Annotated in this window: 9 protein-coding genes; all 9 read left to right on the forward strand. The window is 45.4% G+C overall.

Annotated features, from left to right (window positions below; all coding sequences use genetic code 11):
* Positions 1-4: 4 nt before the first annotated feature.
* The gene (locus tag ABDZ72_RS05945; protein WP_343751766.1) at positions 5-895 is read left to right on the forward strand and encodes a PIG-L deacetylase family protein; all 891 of its coding nucleotides are present in this window, start codon (positions 5-7) and stop codon (positions 893-895) included.
* 12 nt (positions 896-907) lie between these two features.
* Positions 908-1948, forward strand: a complete 1041-nt coding sequence (locus tag ABDZ72_RS05950; RefSeq protein WP_343751767.1) for a GNAT family N-acetyltransferase — start codon at positions 908-910, stop codon at positions 1946-1948.
* 282 nt (positions 1949-2230) lie between these two features.
* On the forward strand, positions 2231-3289 hold the full coding sequence (locus tag ABDZ72_RS05955; RefSeq protein ID WP_343751768.1) for a glycosyltransferase family 4 protein: 1059 nt from the start codon (positions 2231-2233) through the stop codon (positions 3287-3289).
* Positions 3290-3736: 447 nt separating this feature from the next.
* Complete coding sequence (locus tag ABDZ72_RS05960; protein WP_343751769.1) at positions 3737-5215, forward strand: O-antigen ligase family protein; 1479 nt, start codon at positions 3737-3739, stop codon at positions 5213-5215.
* Entirely contained in the window at positions 5209-6489 is a 1281-nt protein-coding gene (locus ABDZ72_RS05965) for a nucleotide sugar dehydrogenase (protein WP_343751776.1), read from the forward strand. Before ABDZ72_RS05960 ends, ABDZ72_RS05965 begins: the two co-directional genes overlap by 7 nt.
* Positions 6490-6497: 8 nt before the next feature.
* A complete protein-coding gene (locus tag ABDZ72_RS05970; RefSeq protein WP_343751770.1) occupies positions 6498-7229 on the forward strand; it encodes a WecB/TagA/CpsF family glycosyltransferase in 732 nt (243 codons plus the stop codon).
* A 394-nt stretch (positions 7230-7623) separates the two neighbouring features.
* Positions 7624-11271 (forward strand): S-layer homology domain-containing protein, encoded by a 3648-nt coding sequence (locus ABDZ72_RS05975; RefSeq protein ID WP_343751771.1) that lies wholly within the window; start codon positions 7624-7626, stop codon positions 11269-11271.
* 847 nt (positions 11272-12118) lie between these two features.
* Positions 12119-12325, forward strand: a complete 207-nt coding sequence (locus ABDZ72_RS05980; RefSeq protein ID WP_343751772.1) for a hypothetical protein — start codon at positions 12119-12121, stop codon at positions 12323-12325.
* Positions 12326-12430: 105 nt separating this feature from the next.
* A partial coding sequence (locus ABDZ72_RS05985) for a hypothetical protein (RefSeq protein ID WP_343751773.1) occupies positions 12431-15996 on the forward strand: 3566 nt, incomplete at its 3' end.

The raw sequence follows: 15996 nt of genomic DNA on the forward strand, positions 1-15996 counted from the left end.
TTAAATGAAGGCAAAAGAACTATTGATGACAATTCTGAAACCCATAAATAGGCCGCTGACGAGATATGTGCTGCAGCGCCATTACAGCGGCTCAAAAACCCTTTCTGATACGAAACAGGCCGGGCGCGTGCTCGTATTGGCCCCCCACATGGATGACGAAACCATTGGACCGGGCGGCGTTATTCGACGGCATGCGAATGAAGGCGCCGACGTGCACTGTGTCTTCGTAACAGACGGATCCAACAGTGTCAGTGACCTCAGCAAAGAAGGCCTCATGTCTGTGCGTATGCAGGAAATGGAGCAGGTGCAGCACATTCTCGGCATCACAGACATTCGTTATCTCGGCCTCCCCGACGGAGCGGTGACGAGCAGTGACGAAGCGAGAGCTCTTTTTCACGACATGATCGATTCATTGCAGCCGGATGTCATCTATTGCCCATCGTTTATTGATGCCCACCCGGACCATACCGAAACGGCCCGGATTCTGGCCGATGTCCTGAAAGCGACTGACACGCCGGATGTGACCATTCGCTTATACGAAATTAATTGTCCCATACCACCGGACTATATTAATGCTGTTATGGACATCTCCACGACCGTATCGGACAAAGAACGAGCCATCAGCACATTTTCATCCCAGGCGATTGCTTTTGACGGATTTCTGGAACTGAACAGGCTGAAATCCCATTTGACGCGTGCGGACGCTCGGGCGGTGGAAGTTTTTTTCGAGCCGTCCGTCGCCGCATTTATTCAACACTGTGACTATTTGAGCGCGTATAAACATGCGTTTCCCCATCTATTTAAACAGGCCAACCGGACGGATACATTGCTATGGGCCATCTATAAAAACATCAACCGGAAACGGCGGCTGTATGCACAGAGCCTGAAGCAGTAAGGAGCTTAAGCGATGACAGTTCGAGCGTATCAAACCGGCGATGAGCCGCAAATACAAGCGTTATATCACAAGGTATTCGAGAAAGACCGGTCCCGGGACGAATGGGCGTGGAAGTTCCGAGATCCTCCGAATGCGCTGAATCCGTTTATTTTTGTGTATGAGGACGACGGGGCGCTGCTCGGCCACATCGCTTTATGGGTGAGCGATGCCTATATCAACGGTGTCACCGAGCCCATCGCCTTGCGCGTCGATACAATGGTTGACCCTGATGCCCGGGGGCGCGGCATTTACCGCCAGTTGAATGACGCCATGCTCACCGCTGCGACCGATCAAGGGATCAAACTGCTGTATGGATTCCCGGCTGCACAAGCTAAAGAGCAGCTGCTAAAAACGACGAACGCGGTGCATGCCGGGGATGTCGCACGGCACCGGGTGATCCTTGACCCTGTCGCCCTGGCGGCGTGCGTGTTCTCGTTTCTGAAGCCGCTCAAGACGTTAGGAACATGGTATAAACGCTGGAAACGGCGCCATGCGAGCGGCGACGTTTTGCCGGAAGGGTGGACGTTGAGGGAGGTCACTACGTGTGATGAGCAGTTCGACGAATTAGCGGACGCCTGTCAACAGATGAAACCGGTCATGCTGAAGCGGGATGCGGCGTACCTCCAATGGCGCTACCTCCGTCATCCGGAGGCGACGTATCGATTGATCGCTCTCAGCAAGGACGGCCACTTACAAGGCTATGTCGTGCTGACGACGGAAACCGTCCCGTTCAAAAAGGGGCAGGCGGTGATCGGACACGTCGTGGACGCGTTGGCCTATGACGACGCCTCCGTCTGGGAATACCTGGCCAAAGGCGCCGTGGCAACCCTCGCCGCAGCCGACGTTATCCAGCTGTGGGCGTCTCCTGATGCGACAGCGGCCCACGCTTTTGCACGTATCGGCGTGAAAGAACATGACCGACCGATGCCATTGGTAGTGAACGACTTGGGCGCAGACACCGGTCATCACCTTAGCGATTGGTGGCTGACCCAGGGCGACGTTGACTCGTTCTGATACACGTCTGATACACTAAGAAACGTAAGCCACATCCGGCTCAAGCGGCCCGCGATGTCCGTCATCTCCGTACGCCGCACGTCGCTCACTGGAAGCCATTGTTTCACGCTTGTACATAAATTGTAACATGATACATGTTGATTTCTGTTTTATAAACGGTATAATGAAAAAAGGTTGCTATAAAAGTGAAACGTATCAATCACGCACAACGTCTATAAAACTAGTACATATATAAAGCACAAATCAATGATTCTAAAAGGGAAAAGGTGGGAGGATCCTGACATGGTATACGTCGCTCTAGCAGTTTGTATCATTGTCTCATTTTTCATGACACCACTCGTCAAAACATTAGCCATCCGTATCGGGGCGGTTGACCAGCCAAACGACCGGAAAGTGCATCAAAACATTATGCCCCGTTTAGGCGGGCTTGCCATATTTTTTACATTCCTGCTCGGATTTCTCCTGTTTCTGCCTGAGACAATGAGCGCCTGGCCGGTACTGGTCGGAGGCGTTATCATTACAGGCGTCGGTGTCCTCGACGATCTATATGAACTGTCGGCAAAGGCTAAACTCGGCGGGCAGCTGCTCGCCGCAACAACAACCGTATTGGGTGGGGTCCAGATTGACTTTGTCACACTGCCGTTCGGTATGCTCGCTGACCGGATCGAATTTGGCATGTTCGCCATTCCGATTACGATTCTATGGATTGTCGGCATCACCAATGCGATTAATCTGATTGATGGCCTGGACGGACTGGCCGCAGGTGTATCGGCCATCGTTATACTGACCATCTCCGGACTCGGTATCGCCATGGGTAATCCGCTCGTCGCACTGTTAGGCTTTATACTGCTCGGCAGCACGCTTGGATTTCTCATTTTCAACTTTCATCCGGCGACACTATTTATGGGGGATACCGGTGCGCTATTTCTCGGCTACATGATCAGTGTGTTCGCCGTTATCGGACTGTTTAAAAATGTTGCGATCTTTTCATTGATTGTGCCGATTATCATTTTGGGCGTCCCCATTCTTGATACACTGTTTGCCATTATCCGCCGTTTTCTGAACAACCAGTCGTTATCAGCGCCGGATAAGTTGCACTTGCATCATTGTTTATTACGGCTCGGCTTTTCGCACCGGCAAACCGTTATTATGATTTACGCGCTGAGCAGCATCTTCAGCACCGCAGCGATTATCTTCACGGAAGCAACGATTTGGGGGTCGACTATGATTCTATTCGGCCTGATCCTCCTTGTCGAACTAGTCGTCGAAGCCACCGGACTGATCAGTGACAACTACCGGCCGTTGCTGAAACTCATGAACGTCAGAAAAAAGCGCCTTTAAGAAACTAGGACAAACGACGTTTCGCTAACGAAAATCCGAACGGCAATTCATAACAATTGAATTGGTTCGGATTTTTGCATAACGACACAAGCGGAGTGTTTTTTCGTAGCATAACGAAAAACCCGAATGACGATTGATAACTAATCTGATTCGGCCCGGATGTTACACTTAGCGTAGGAAAAACACGGAGACTCCAGCGGGATGAAAAGCCTAGATAAGACCCCGCAGTGCGATAAGCACGAGGAGGCTTATCAGCGCCCGCGGAAAGCGAAGTGTTTTTCCGGAGCGGCCGTTAAAACCTATTCCACCATGTTTTGGTTTTGTCCTAACCTATGATTCATAGCCACGTGCATGCATTTTCCTCTTGCATAACAGGACAGCAACCCTTTATGATAACAGAGGTATAGTTTCAAAAAAACGATTTAAAAAATGTGGGGTTGAACATCGATGGATGATAACAAACAACTAATACAAATTACGATAGCCACGGTGGCCGTCTTGTTGGTCGGCCTATTCCTGCCCAAAAGTCTTGCCATCGCTCTATCAGTCATCTATTTCGCAGCTGTAACATGGTATAAACCGAAACTACTCATACCACTGCTCATCCTTTATTTTCCGTTCCGGCCGTTTCTCGTGGAGATCAGTGATGGCCTGACGTACGCAGGCGATGTCGGCATTCTCGTCCTGGTCATCCGAGTGCTCACCGATGCGATTAAACAAAAAGACTATCGATCCATCATCCGGCTCGAATGGTATGAATGGGCGTATCTATTATTCTGTCTGGTGGGTGCGATAGCGGCGCTGACAACAGGCGTCTCGCTCGTCGCCATCGTGTTTCAACTGCGTAAATTTCTCACCATGTATCTATTGTACTACGGTGTTAAACGCCTGTCGTGGCGCCGGGGGGAGATGCTCAACGTCCTGAAAGTCATCACCGGTGTCGCCATGGTACTCATCGCGCACGGGTTTGTGGAAAAACTATCACAGCGACAATGGCTGATTCCACAGGCATGGAAAGAAATGTTTATTTCACCGGCCAATTTCGAACGGATTTACGGCTTGCTGTCCAACCCGAACTCCATGAGCTTGTATATGTTCATAGCGATCGCAGCCAGCTTTGCCTTGCTGCGGGTGACCAAAAACAAAGCATGGTACATACCGCTCATACTGGAAGTCGGCACGCTGCTCTTGACTTATTCCCGGGGCAGTATCATCGGCATCGTCATAGCCGGTGTGATTTATTTAATCCTGGCACGAGATAAACATTTAACCAAACAAGTTGTCATTGCTGCCGTAGCAGGGTTTGTGCTCGTGTTTTCATCCGTTCACTATATGGATCGCTTCATAGTGTCGATGTGGGGGGATGCCGGTCAGCAAGGACAGGGAAGCAACTCGCTTGGAGACCGGTTCAGTTCGTCGTTTGATCAGGAACAATTCGAACGGAGCTTGAACACCGGCCGCATTTTCTTCGTCAAAGTCGGCCTGGATATCTGGTCGGATTACCCTGTGATCGGAACAGGCTTTGGTACGTTCGGTGACTCGGCAGCGCTTGTTTATTCATCACCGATTTATGATGACTACGGGCTCAACGATATTTATGATTATATGGGAACTGATTTTTACTCGGACAACCAATATATTCAGATTATCGTGCAGACCGGCACCATCGGGACGATACTGTTTGCCATCTTTATGCTGAACATGGCTTATCGAATGGCCAAAACGCGCCCAGTGGACCGGACGCTCGCACATGTCATGTTGTATGTCTGGATATTCACCGGATTGGTCGGTGCCGTCTATAATGTTTGGGAAAACCAGGTATTCCCTATGTTCTTCTTCGCCCTGCTTGCCTGGATGGAGACAGTAAGGCGCGGCCGGAGTGACTCGCTATCCGGCACAACAAACGGAAAGGAGCAGACATCGTGAAAAACATCTGTGTCATAGGCTTGGGTTACATCGGTTTGCCGACGTCGATTATTTTCGCAAAACACGGGTTTCACGTACACGGGATGGACGTCAACGAGGAAACAGTCCGTAACCTTCATCAGAAACAGTTGCATATCGAGGAACCGGGGCTCCACGAGGCGCTCACCGCAGCGGTGGACAGTGGCCATCTGACGTTTGGTACGACACCGGTTGAAGCGGACGTGTTCATTATTGCCGTTCCATCACCGATTATGGACAATAAAACCGCTGACCTTGATTATGTCCGATCCGCCACCCGAAGCATTGTGCCGTATGTCCAGACGGGCAACCTTGTCGTGCTGGAATCCACCGTCCCACCGCGGACCGTGGAAGACGTTATGCTGCCGGAGTTAAAAGAGACAGGCTTGGCCATCGGCAGTGATGTATACGTCGCCCATTCCCCTGAACGGGTGATACCGGGAAAGATCTTCAAAGAATTGGAAGCCAACGACCGGATTGTTGGCGGCATTAACGACGCATCCGGACAACGGACGAAAGAGATTTATCAGTCGTTTGTTCAGGGGGCCATACACGTGACCGATGCCACAACAGCTGAGATGGCGAAAGTGATGGAAAACACTTATCGCGATATCAATATCGCCTTCGCGAACGAGCTGGCGCAGCTGAGTGAGGCGATGGGCATTAACGTTTGGGAAGCGATCCAATTAGCGAACTGCCATCCCCGGGTCAACATCCATCAGCCGGGTCCCGGTGTCGGCGGGCACTGCATTGCAGTCGATCCGTGGTTTTTGGCCGAACGGCATCCCGACACCGCCCGCATGATTACACAGGCACGACATACCAATGATGACATGCCGGCATTCACAGCGGACAAAATCTGGCACATCCTTCATAACGAGTATCAGCTGGATCAGCCACGGGTCGCGCTACTTGGCCTGTCGTTTAAAGGAAACGTCGACGACATGCGGGAGAGTCCGTCGCTTAAGATTATGGAACACTTCAATCGGATGCAGATCGATTATACGGTGTATGATCCGCACATGACCGATGTTCGCGTCCCGCATCAGGTGACAGACCTTCAAGACGCGATCGACGGCGCATCCATCGTCGTCGTCGTAACGGACCATGATGCGTTCAAGGCCTATGACCCGGCGGAAATAGGCCAAGCGATGACGGAACGAATTGTTCTCGATACGAAAAATTGTCTCCACGAAGCAACATGGCGTGCCGCCGGATTTGACTTCATCCGTCTGGGAGATACAAAGAACAGGTGAGGAAACCAATGGCTGACAAAGAAACCATATTGAACGTCGATGTATCGAATGAAACATACGATAGTCTCATCCCGCAGCTGTTCCACCGGATTGAGGAGCAACAGCATTCTTTTATCGTTGCTGTTAATCCGGAAAAGATCATGAAGGCAGAGCAAAACGCCGATTTACGGGAACTGATTAATGCCGCCGATTACCAAATACCGGATGGCATCGGCGTGCTGCTCGCCTCCCGGTTACAGGGCGGTCGTATCACCGATCGGATTACCGGCGTTGATTTAATGATGGCCATTATCCGGGAGGCATCCAGACAGCAGAAGCGGATCTTTCTGTACGGCGCTAAACCGGGTGTCGCAGAAGAAGCCAAAGCGCAACTGCAGAAGGATGACCCGAATGTGCACGTCGCCGGTGTGATGCATGGCTACACCGATGACAACGACGCTGTTATTGAGGCCATCAATCAGTCACAGGCCGACATTGTATTTGTCGCCAAGGGCAGTCCGGCGCAGGAACAATGGATCAACGACAACAAGTCCCGTCTGCATGCATCTGTTTTCCAGGGTGTCGGCGGCTCGTTCGATGTTATCGCAGGGCATACAAAACGCGCACCGGCCTGGACACGCAAACTGGGGCTGGAATGGCTGTACCGATTGATTGTCGAACCGTGGCGATGGAAACGGCAGATCGTTCTCCCGAGATTCCTGTTGCATGTTGTTCGAAAACGCCAAAAAAAAGAGTCATAACCGATCATCACACCACATATATTCCTGTGGTGTGATGATCTTAATAAACGGGCATAAGCTGAAATCGAAATTGGCAAAAAACACCGGAATGACAATGGTAAGGGAGGTAAATAATGAAAAGCACGCAACAAGCTTGCATTGACTCCAATAGTCTAGTAAAGTAGCAATCAGCCTAGCGGTTCGGGTGCCACCCCATATGAAACTATGAACGTGTAGCAAGCAGCTTAGAAAGTCGTTTGATTATTGTTGACAAGAATCGCAGAAATGTCTATACTGAAATGGAATCAATAGATTGCTAGGTGAAATTCTATTTTCTGGGTTTTACATATCCGAATGTATATGGTCCGGAAGATAGTATTAATAATGTGATTAATTAAAGGGAGGATAACGCTTTATGGCAGAACAGAAGAATTATCGTAAGTTTGCTGCGTCATCTTTGGCGGCAACCGCTGCGGTCGCAGCTGTTGCACCTGCTGTATCAGCAGATTCAGTATCTTTTACTGACGTTCAGGAAGGTGACTCACACTACGAAGGGATTATGGCTCTGGCCGAACAGGGCATTGTAGCCGGCTATGAAGACGGCTCATTCGGCGTCTATGACAATGTTACGCGTCAACAAGTAGCTGTTATGCTTTTCCAAGCACTGGATTTGAACACACCGGCTGACGTTGAGGGCGCTTTGCAAGCGTATGACGACGTCGGTGCGGACAGCCTGTATGCTGAAGAAATTGCTGCTGTAACGGAAGCAGGCGCTTTCGATGGCAACAATGGCATGTTCAACCCGAATGATGAGATCAGCCGTGAACAAATGGCTACCGTTCTTGTCAGTGGATTAGGCTTGGACGAAGATGACAATGGTGAGGATGTTGACGTTAACCTGAGCAACGTTAGCCCATCCCATGAAAGCAGTGTGCAAGTAATGGCCAATCTTGGCCTGACAGTTGAACTGGATAACTTCCGTCCAAACGAAGAGATTTCCCGCGGTGCATTCGCTACCATGCTTCATGGTGCACTGAATCCGGAATCCGCTAAACAACAGATCACTAACGTAAGTGCGCTTACAGACGATGGTCATGTGCTTGAAGTCCAATTCAACAAACCAATGGCTTCCATTGATAAGTCTGAGGTTTCTCTATATGAAACAGCTAGCTTGAATCGTGCGGGTGTTCAAAGTGTTGACCTTGCAGCTGATGGCAAGTCGGCTGAAATCATGCTTTATGACAACACAAGCGACAATGCTCCGGATGAAGTTGAGCGTCTGACTGAATACACGCTGCAAATCGGTGATTTAGAGACAAACTTCACTCGTCCGGAATATCTCGATGATGATGATAACGCCCGTGTCATAGACGTTGATTCCGGCGAGCGTGACGTAACCGTTCAATACAATGAAAATAATGGCGAAGGTGCTCAGACGAAAGTCAATCTGGACGTTCCTGAAGACATGGACTTCAACTTCCAGGAAGCACTGGGTCAAGAAATCGCTATTTGGTATGACGGTGACGACAATGTACAGGACTTCAACCTTATCACAAATGAAGAAGTCGTTTATGACGCTATTGAAGTAACAGCAAAAGATGAAATCGAGACCGTTGATGAGGGAACAGAATTTGACCTTGCTGAAGATGTACAATTCATCGTTAATGACGGTGCTGACTCGGACGATGGCAACGTTGAGGCTGACGGTCAGGAAGACGTTGAAGCCCTTGTTAATAACGAATATGACTATGCTAAAGTCATTTTTGATGACAACGGCGATGTAGCACGCGTTTATGCATTCGACTTCACAGATGACCCTGTTCTGGTTGACGAAGTGGATGACAATTACATCCTTGGAAAAGATTCCAATGATCTGGATCTTGAGGATTACACCATTGTTAAAAATGGCAAAGAAATTTCCATCGATGACATCGAAAAAGGCGACGTTGTATTCTTCAACGAAGATGCATACAGTGGCGATGGCCTTGCCGTAGTTAACACCAATACTGTTAAGGGCGAAATCGACAACGTTTACGATGATTCATTCGATGTTGACGGCAAAAACTATAGTTACAGCGGCATTCAATTCTTAAATGAAGATGGCGACTTTGAAACCATTGATGATGACGATGCTAAGCAGCTTCAGGATGCTGGCGCTGTGAAACTTCACATGAATCATAAAAATGATATCGTCTATGTAACTGGTGAAGTCGGCGACTTTGAAAAGAATTATAATTCACTCTATCTCCAAGGCGACTTGACACCGTACATCGATAACAAAGGCGATGGCATGATTGAAGTTGAAGGTGTCGACTCTGAAGGATCATCCAAGCTTTATGATCTAAAAGTCAGCTCCCTTGATCAGGTAACAGCTATCCAGGATGGTGAAAAGAAAGAATTCGAAGTTGATGAAGACTTTGATGGCACCGAAATTGATGAATTTGCATTGGGCATTGAAGGTAAGGATGGCTTCGTAGCGGTTGATCGTGAAGATGTAGGTGCTGATCTGAGTAATGCATCGATCATCGCATTGGATGAAGATGATAACGTCATTGGCGATGTTATGAGCGTTTCTGAGTACCTCAAGGACAACGGAAATCTCATCAATCTCGTGGAAGATGACAATAACAACATTGATGAGCTTGAATTCTTTAAGAACACTGCAGACCTGAAGTCTTCCATCGATGAAGATTCCAAGTATGCAAACGGCAATCTTCTTGAGAACTCAACATTGGTTTATGATGTATCGGATGCAAAAGAAAGCGAATATAGCGATCCGGACACCGAAGACGTCAGTGCGACGACATGGGGTGATCTTAAAGAAAAAGGCATCGATATTTCCGACGCGGTTGTCTACTCTGATGAAGATGGCTACGTCACCCACATTGTTTCTTATGAAGATGTCGTCGATGATGATACAGACGAAACAGCCCTCATTAAGCGTGTTGATACGTCCGATGACGACATCACTCGTATCAGAGCACTGGTTAATGGTGAAGATGTCACGTATGACGTCGACAAGAAAGATCCAAGCTTTGATGTTGAAGAAGGCAGCGTTGTTGAAATCAGCATAAGCTCCTCCGGTGACCTTGTAACTGGATTCACCAATCTTGATACAAACGATGAAGATGATCGTTTAGTTACAGGTACGGTTGTTAAGGACGGCGTCAGTGTCAGCGACAATGAAGTCCGGATTGAAATGGATGGCACGCAAAAAACGTATGAACTTGCCAATGACGGCAACGTTTACGATGCAACCGACTCTGATGCATCCGACTACTCAGACGAGAACCTTCGCGATGTTGAAGAAGGCGACGAAGTAACGATTGCTCTTCCTGACAAAGGCAGCAAGTTTGCTGACGCCGTTGTTATGACTGGCTCGGTTGACTCTGATGACGTGCCTGCTAATGAGGGCAATAGTGACGATTCTAATGATGGATCGGATAACAATGCACCAGAGGCTGATGCTTCCGATCAAGAACTAGAAGCAGACGGTTCAGTAACACTTACTGTTGATCAGCTTGCTACTGATGCAGATGGTGATGACTTAACTGTTGAATCAGTAGATGTCGACGGTTCAAGTGTATCTGCTGACACTGTTGACGGTGAGTTGGAAGTGACTGCTGAAGAAGCAGGCGAATCAACTGTAACTGTCGAAGTTAGCGACGGCAACGCTACAACCGATGTTGAATTTGTAGTAACTGTAGCAGAAGAATCAGCAGATGTTCAATTTACTTCAAATAAACCCGAAATTGAACTAGATAGTGGCGCTGGTCTTTATCAATTAACTTCAGCACTTGACAATATAACAAAAATTGAAGGAACTGAAGCTGATTCCGCGAATATTAATGATGTAGAATTCACTACAAACGATGAAAATGTGATTAAGAAAAATAACGATGCAGATGAGGCATCCAATTCAGTGATTACCAACGAAGGCGAAACGACTATTTCCATCTCTGAAGTAAAAGTGAAAGATGGAGATAATTATCCAACTGTTGAATTCGATAATAACCAAGAAGTTACAGTTACTGTAAACAAGAACACCTCTGAAGAAAAATAAACGAAACGGTACTCTATAAGTCTATTAAGGCGAAATGAGTGAAGAAACTACCCCAAGAAACGACAACATTGTATTATTCAATGGTGAAGATGTATAAGTTTCTTGGGGATTTCTTTTAAACTATTGTCTTTCCAGTGTATGGGTGGAATTCCTATTCTTGCCGAATAGTTACCGGCAAGACCTAATCCTCCTGCGTCCAATGCGGTTCTAACAGACCAAAGGGGCGAAGTCAGGTGAAGACGTACTCACAAAAGTGAGGCGGGGTTCCTTAAAAGGTGACTAGGATCAGGCGACGAATCCATGTTGATCCAGGGTGATGCCGTGAATACTAGGAAAAATTAAGCTAGGGGTTTAGTGTTCACCCTTCCATCTGAAATGGTGGAACGGAGTTCCGCACAATTAACTATTAAACGGGACTTGCTCATCCCTGAATAGTGGAGATCTACGGTCATCAAACGAAGGGATGGAAACAATGGAACGTTTGAAGTCTTATTAGAAGAGGTGTGTTAGCACCAGTGATGCTAATAAGATGGCAGCGGGTTCGTAGTAGTGACAATGGTTAGCCGTTTGTAGTTGTGTGGTAACATACGATGAGGATAAAACTAGCCGTAACGAAGGGACCCAGTCAGTAATCATTATTCGAAGACTTATTTCCCTAAGAAAGTTTATCGAATAAAACTGATGGCACGCCGTATGTGATGAAAGTCGCTTGTACGGTGTAGGCTCATTATAAACCACTTAATAGAGATGTGGATAAGGTGAGAATAGCGATTCAGTTACTGTTAAAGAGTCCGGAGCTAACATTGAAAAAGAACCGGTTGGTAATAGCTTTACAGTAGGGGTTAAAGTGGATGATTTAAATAAACATTTTGATAATGTTTCAAAGGATTCCCAAGTCACTATAGAATTTGAAGATGGTGAAACAGTAGAACTTGACTATTACGATAAGGAAGGTCTTGCTCCTACGTTCTCTACTGCTGGTGATACAATCAGTGGACATAGTGAAGAGGAAATCAATAAAGCAGAACTTGTAGTGATTAACCCGAAAAAGTAATTAGTCACTATTAAATAAATTTGAGAAGTAATCTTGATAATAATTCAAGATTACTTCTCTACAAGATATATCTGTTCATAAAATCTAGGAGGTTTTTTATAAAATATGAGAAATTCATTTAAAGGTATTTCAGCAGCAGCAGTTGTTGCAGTAGCTGGTACGAGTCTTATTTCACCCGTTTCTGCAGAATCGGATGATACAGAATTTGGTCAAGTTACATTTAACTCCTTAGATAATCAAAGTTATGATTATTTAAATATTTTAATAACACAACCTAATAACGATGCATATGACAAATACTTCAATACGGATGGCTCATTAGCTGAAACCCCTAATACAATTGAAATTAATGGGGATAAGTATGATTATTCGACTCTTCTTGTCTATCTTTCTGCCGGTGATTCCGTTGAAGAAGCTATTAAAAAATTAGATCCAGTACAAAAAGAAATAACAGTTGATTCGGTGAGTGCGAATGTAAATGATGATAATTCAGTAACTGTTTCTGGCCAAGTTAATAATGGTACGGCAGCTCACATTGTCGTGGAAGATGCTGATGGCAACGAAGTATTAAACAATGCTTCTGTTGACCTTGATAAAGAAGGGAACTTTGAATTAACAACCAAGGCCCTTGATGCTGGTGAAAATACAGTAAAAGTTATGGGTATGAAAGATGGAGAGCATGTCACTGAATTTACTACTAAAACAGTAACTGTTGAGTCACCAGCAGTTGAATCTGTAAGTGCGATTAACGCTACAACAGTTGAAGTAACATTTGCTGAAGATGCTTCTTTAGAAGAAACAGACCTTGAAGATACAACAATCGCATTATCAGTTGATGAAAACACCACGAAAGCTACATACAAAGCTGAAAGTCTTAATGGAAATAAGGCTTCTTTTGTTTTATCTAAAGATAATTCATTAGTCTCCGGTACAAAATACACTGTATCAAGTGATGACTTCGATATCGAAGGTATGACAGTTACTTATACTGAAAGTGACTCTGAGGAAGATATTGCTAATGTAGAACAAACAATTGAAGACTTAACAACAGAAGGCAATCTACTTGAAAATGGTGACGCCATTTTAGCCGCACAAAAAGCATTTAATGACTTGACAGATGAGGGTCAGAACTCTGTAAACGATGATGCTCAAAAGAAACTTGACAGTCAAGTCAGCCAATTCCAAACCCTCACTAAGAGTGAAGCCAGTGGCGTAGTGCAAGCTGTTAATAATGCAGAAACAGTGGAAGATATGCAATCCGTTGTAACTGAAGCCGAAAAGAACCTTGAAACGTCTAAAGCATTAGGTATGGATGACGATACGTATGATCATTATATGTCATTTGTTCAAGAAGGCCAGAAACTCGTCGATAATGCACAAGACGATGTCGACAAAGCTGTTGACCAAGCTGAAAAGGCCATCAACGCTTTACCTAATCCTGAAGATGTCACATTAGAGAATTTTGAAGATGTGCAAGATCAAGTAGGAGAGGCAAATAAGCTGATTGCTGATGCTAAAGAACTTGATGGAGACGCATCTTTTGATACGAAAATAATTGATCAATTAGAAAGTAAAATTTCTGATGTGCAGTCGGAACAACAGGAAAAGATAGACGAAGCTGTCAATAAAGCGCAAGACGCGATTAATAACTTATCAAAACCAGAGGATGTAACGCAAGATAATCTGGAAGAAGCTCAAGATGAGGTTGCAAATGCCAAAGAACTTGTGGCAGATGCCAAAGAACTTGATGAAAATGTCGTCTTTTACACGTATCCAATGGACCAATTGGAAGACAAGATTACAGCGTTAGTAACAGAAAAGAATGAAAAAATTGATCAAGCCGTCAATAAAGCACAAGATGCTATTAATGAGTTACCTAAACCCGAAGATGTAACAGCTGACAATTTACAAGACGCAAAAGATCAAGTTAACGACGCAAAAGATCTTGTTAAGCAAGCGCACAACCTTGATAGTAACGTCGTCTTTTACACGTATCCAATGGACCAATTGGAAGACAAGATTGCTGAGATAGAAGCTGCTCAAGAAGCAAAAGAAAAAGCAATCCAAACGGCACAAGATGCTATTAGTAAAATCGGTGATCCTGCTAACTTTTCATTAGATGATTTAGAAGATGATGCAGCAAAAGTACAAAATGCAGCTGATAAAGTTAAAGACGCCAAAGACATCGGTGTTAAAGAATCAGACATCGGCAACTATGACCACTTTAAGCTTGCTCAAGACAGAATTGATGAGCTTAAAGACAAAATGGAAGCAAAAGAACAAGCACGTCTTGATGCTAAAACTGCATTAACCAACTTACCAATCAAGCAAAACATCACATTGAATGATGAAGAGCAGGTAAATGAAGCGCGTAAAGCACTAAATGAAGCCACAGGCTATGAATCTGTTAAAGAAGACGACTTCCGTAACGTATGGAAGTTAGACGATGCTGAAGCTAAAATTAAGGATCTCCAGGAAACTTTAGATAATGCAAAACAAGCAACAAGTGACTTAGAAGACTTGGTTGCCTCAACAGATAAAGTTGAAACGCTTGTAAATGATGGTGATAAGCGTCAGGAGGCATCAGAAGCATTCCGCGAGGCTTCAAACGCCATCCAGAAGGTAATAGGTGAACAGCATGATGACTTGATGGATCGTTCTAATGCAGCGAATGATATTATCCTTGCGACATCTCACATCAATTCATTACAAGATAAAACTGGTGAATTAACAGCCGACAACATTTTTGATGCAAATATCAAATTAACGTCAGCTGAAGGTGCTGTTGGGTCACTATCTGATGGCGATATTAAAGATGCTCTAAGTGATCTTGTTAACACAGAGGCTGACAAAATTGAAAACTTTGAAGCAGCAAATGAAGTGAGCTCATTAATCAAAGAGCTGCCTGAAGCTGAAGGCGTACAAACAAAGCATAAAGAGCAAATAGAAAACGCAAGAAGTGCCTATGATGATTTATCAGATGCTCAACAAAAATTAGTTAAAAACGTCGACAAGTTAACAGATGCGGAGAATGCGTACCAGGATCTACAAGAAGAAGCCATTTTAAATACAATTGATTCTTTAAGTGATGCTAATAAACCAGAACAAGTTAAACCAACACTTCAAAAATTAGCTGATATCACTTCGGATAATGAAGATGATGCTAAATTTAATATGGATACTTTCAATGAAGATAACGCATCTGACTACCTTATTGCCTTTGGTAATCAAACTGTAGAATCTGTTAGTGATGTAAAGAATCTAGTTAAAGATGTTAATGATAAAGTATCTGCTGAAACTAAATATGAAAAGGTTACTGAAGTCGAAAATATTTCCAATAAAAATGTGTCATTTGAAGGCAGTTCGTTTGATGTACCATATGATGTGGACAGCTTCGCATTCGACGATGGTGATGCTGAAGTCACAGCAGAGTATGCTGATGGTGAGTGGACATTCAAAACAGCTGCAACAGATCTTGATCCAACAGTAGAAGATAAAAAAGCAGCTAACAAAGTGGCAGATAAGATTACTAGCCTTCCTGATGGCAACCCACTTGAAAATGGCGATGCCCTTGTAGATGCACAGGAAGCTTATGAGAATCTTACTGACGCTCAGAAAGACCTTGTAAGTGAGGAAGATACAAACACACTGGATTCAGCAGTGGATACTTA

The organism is Lentibacillus halophilus, from assembly GCF_039522485.1.
GTDB lineage: Bacteria > Bacillota > Bacilli > Bacillales > Amphibacillaceae > Lentibacillus > Lentibacillus halophilus.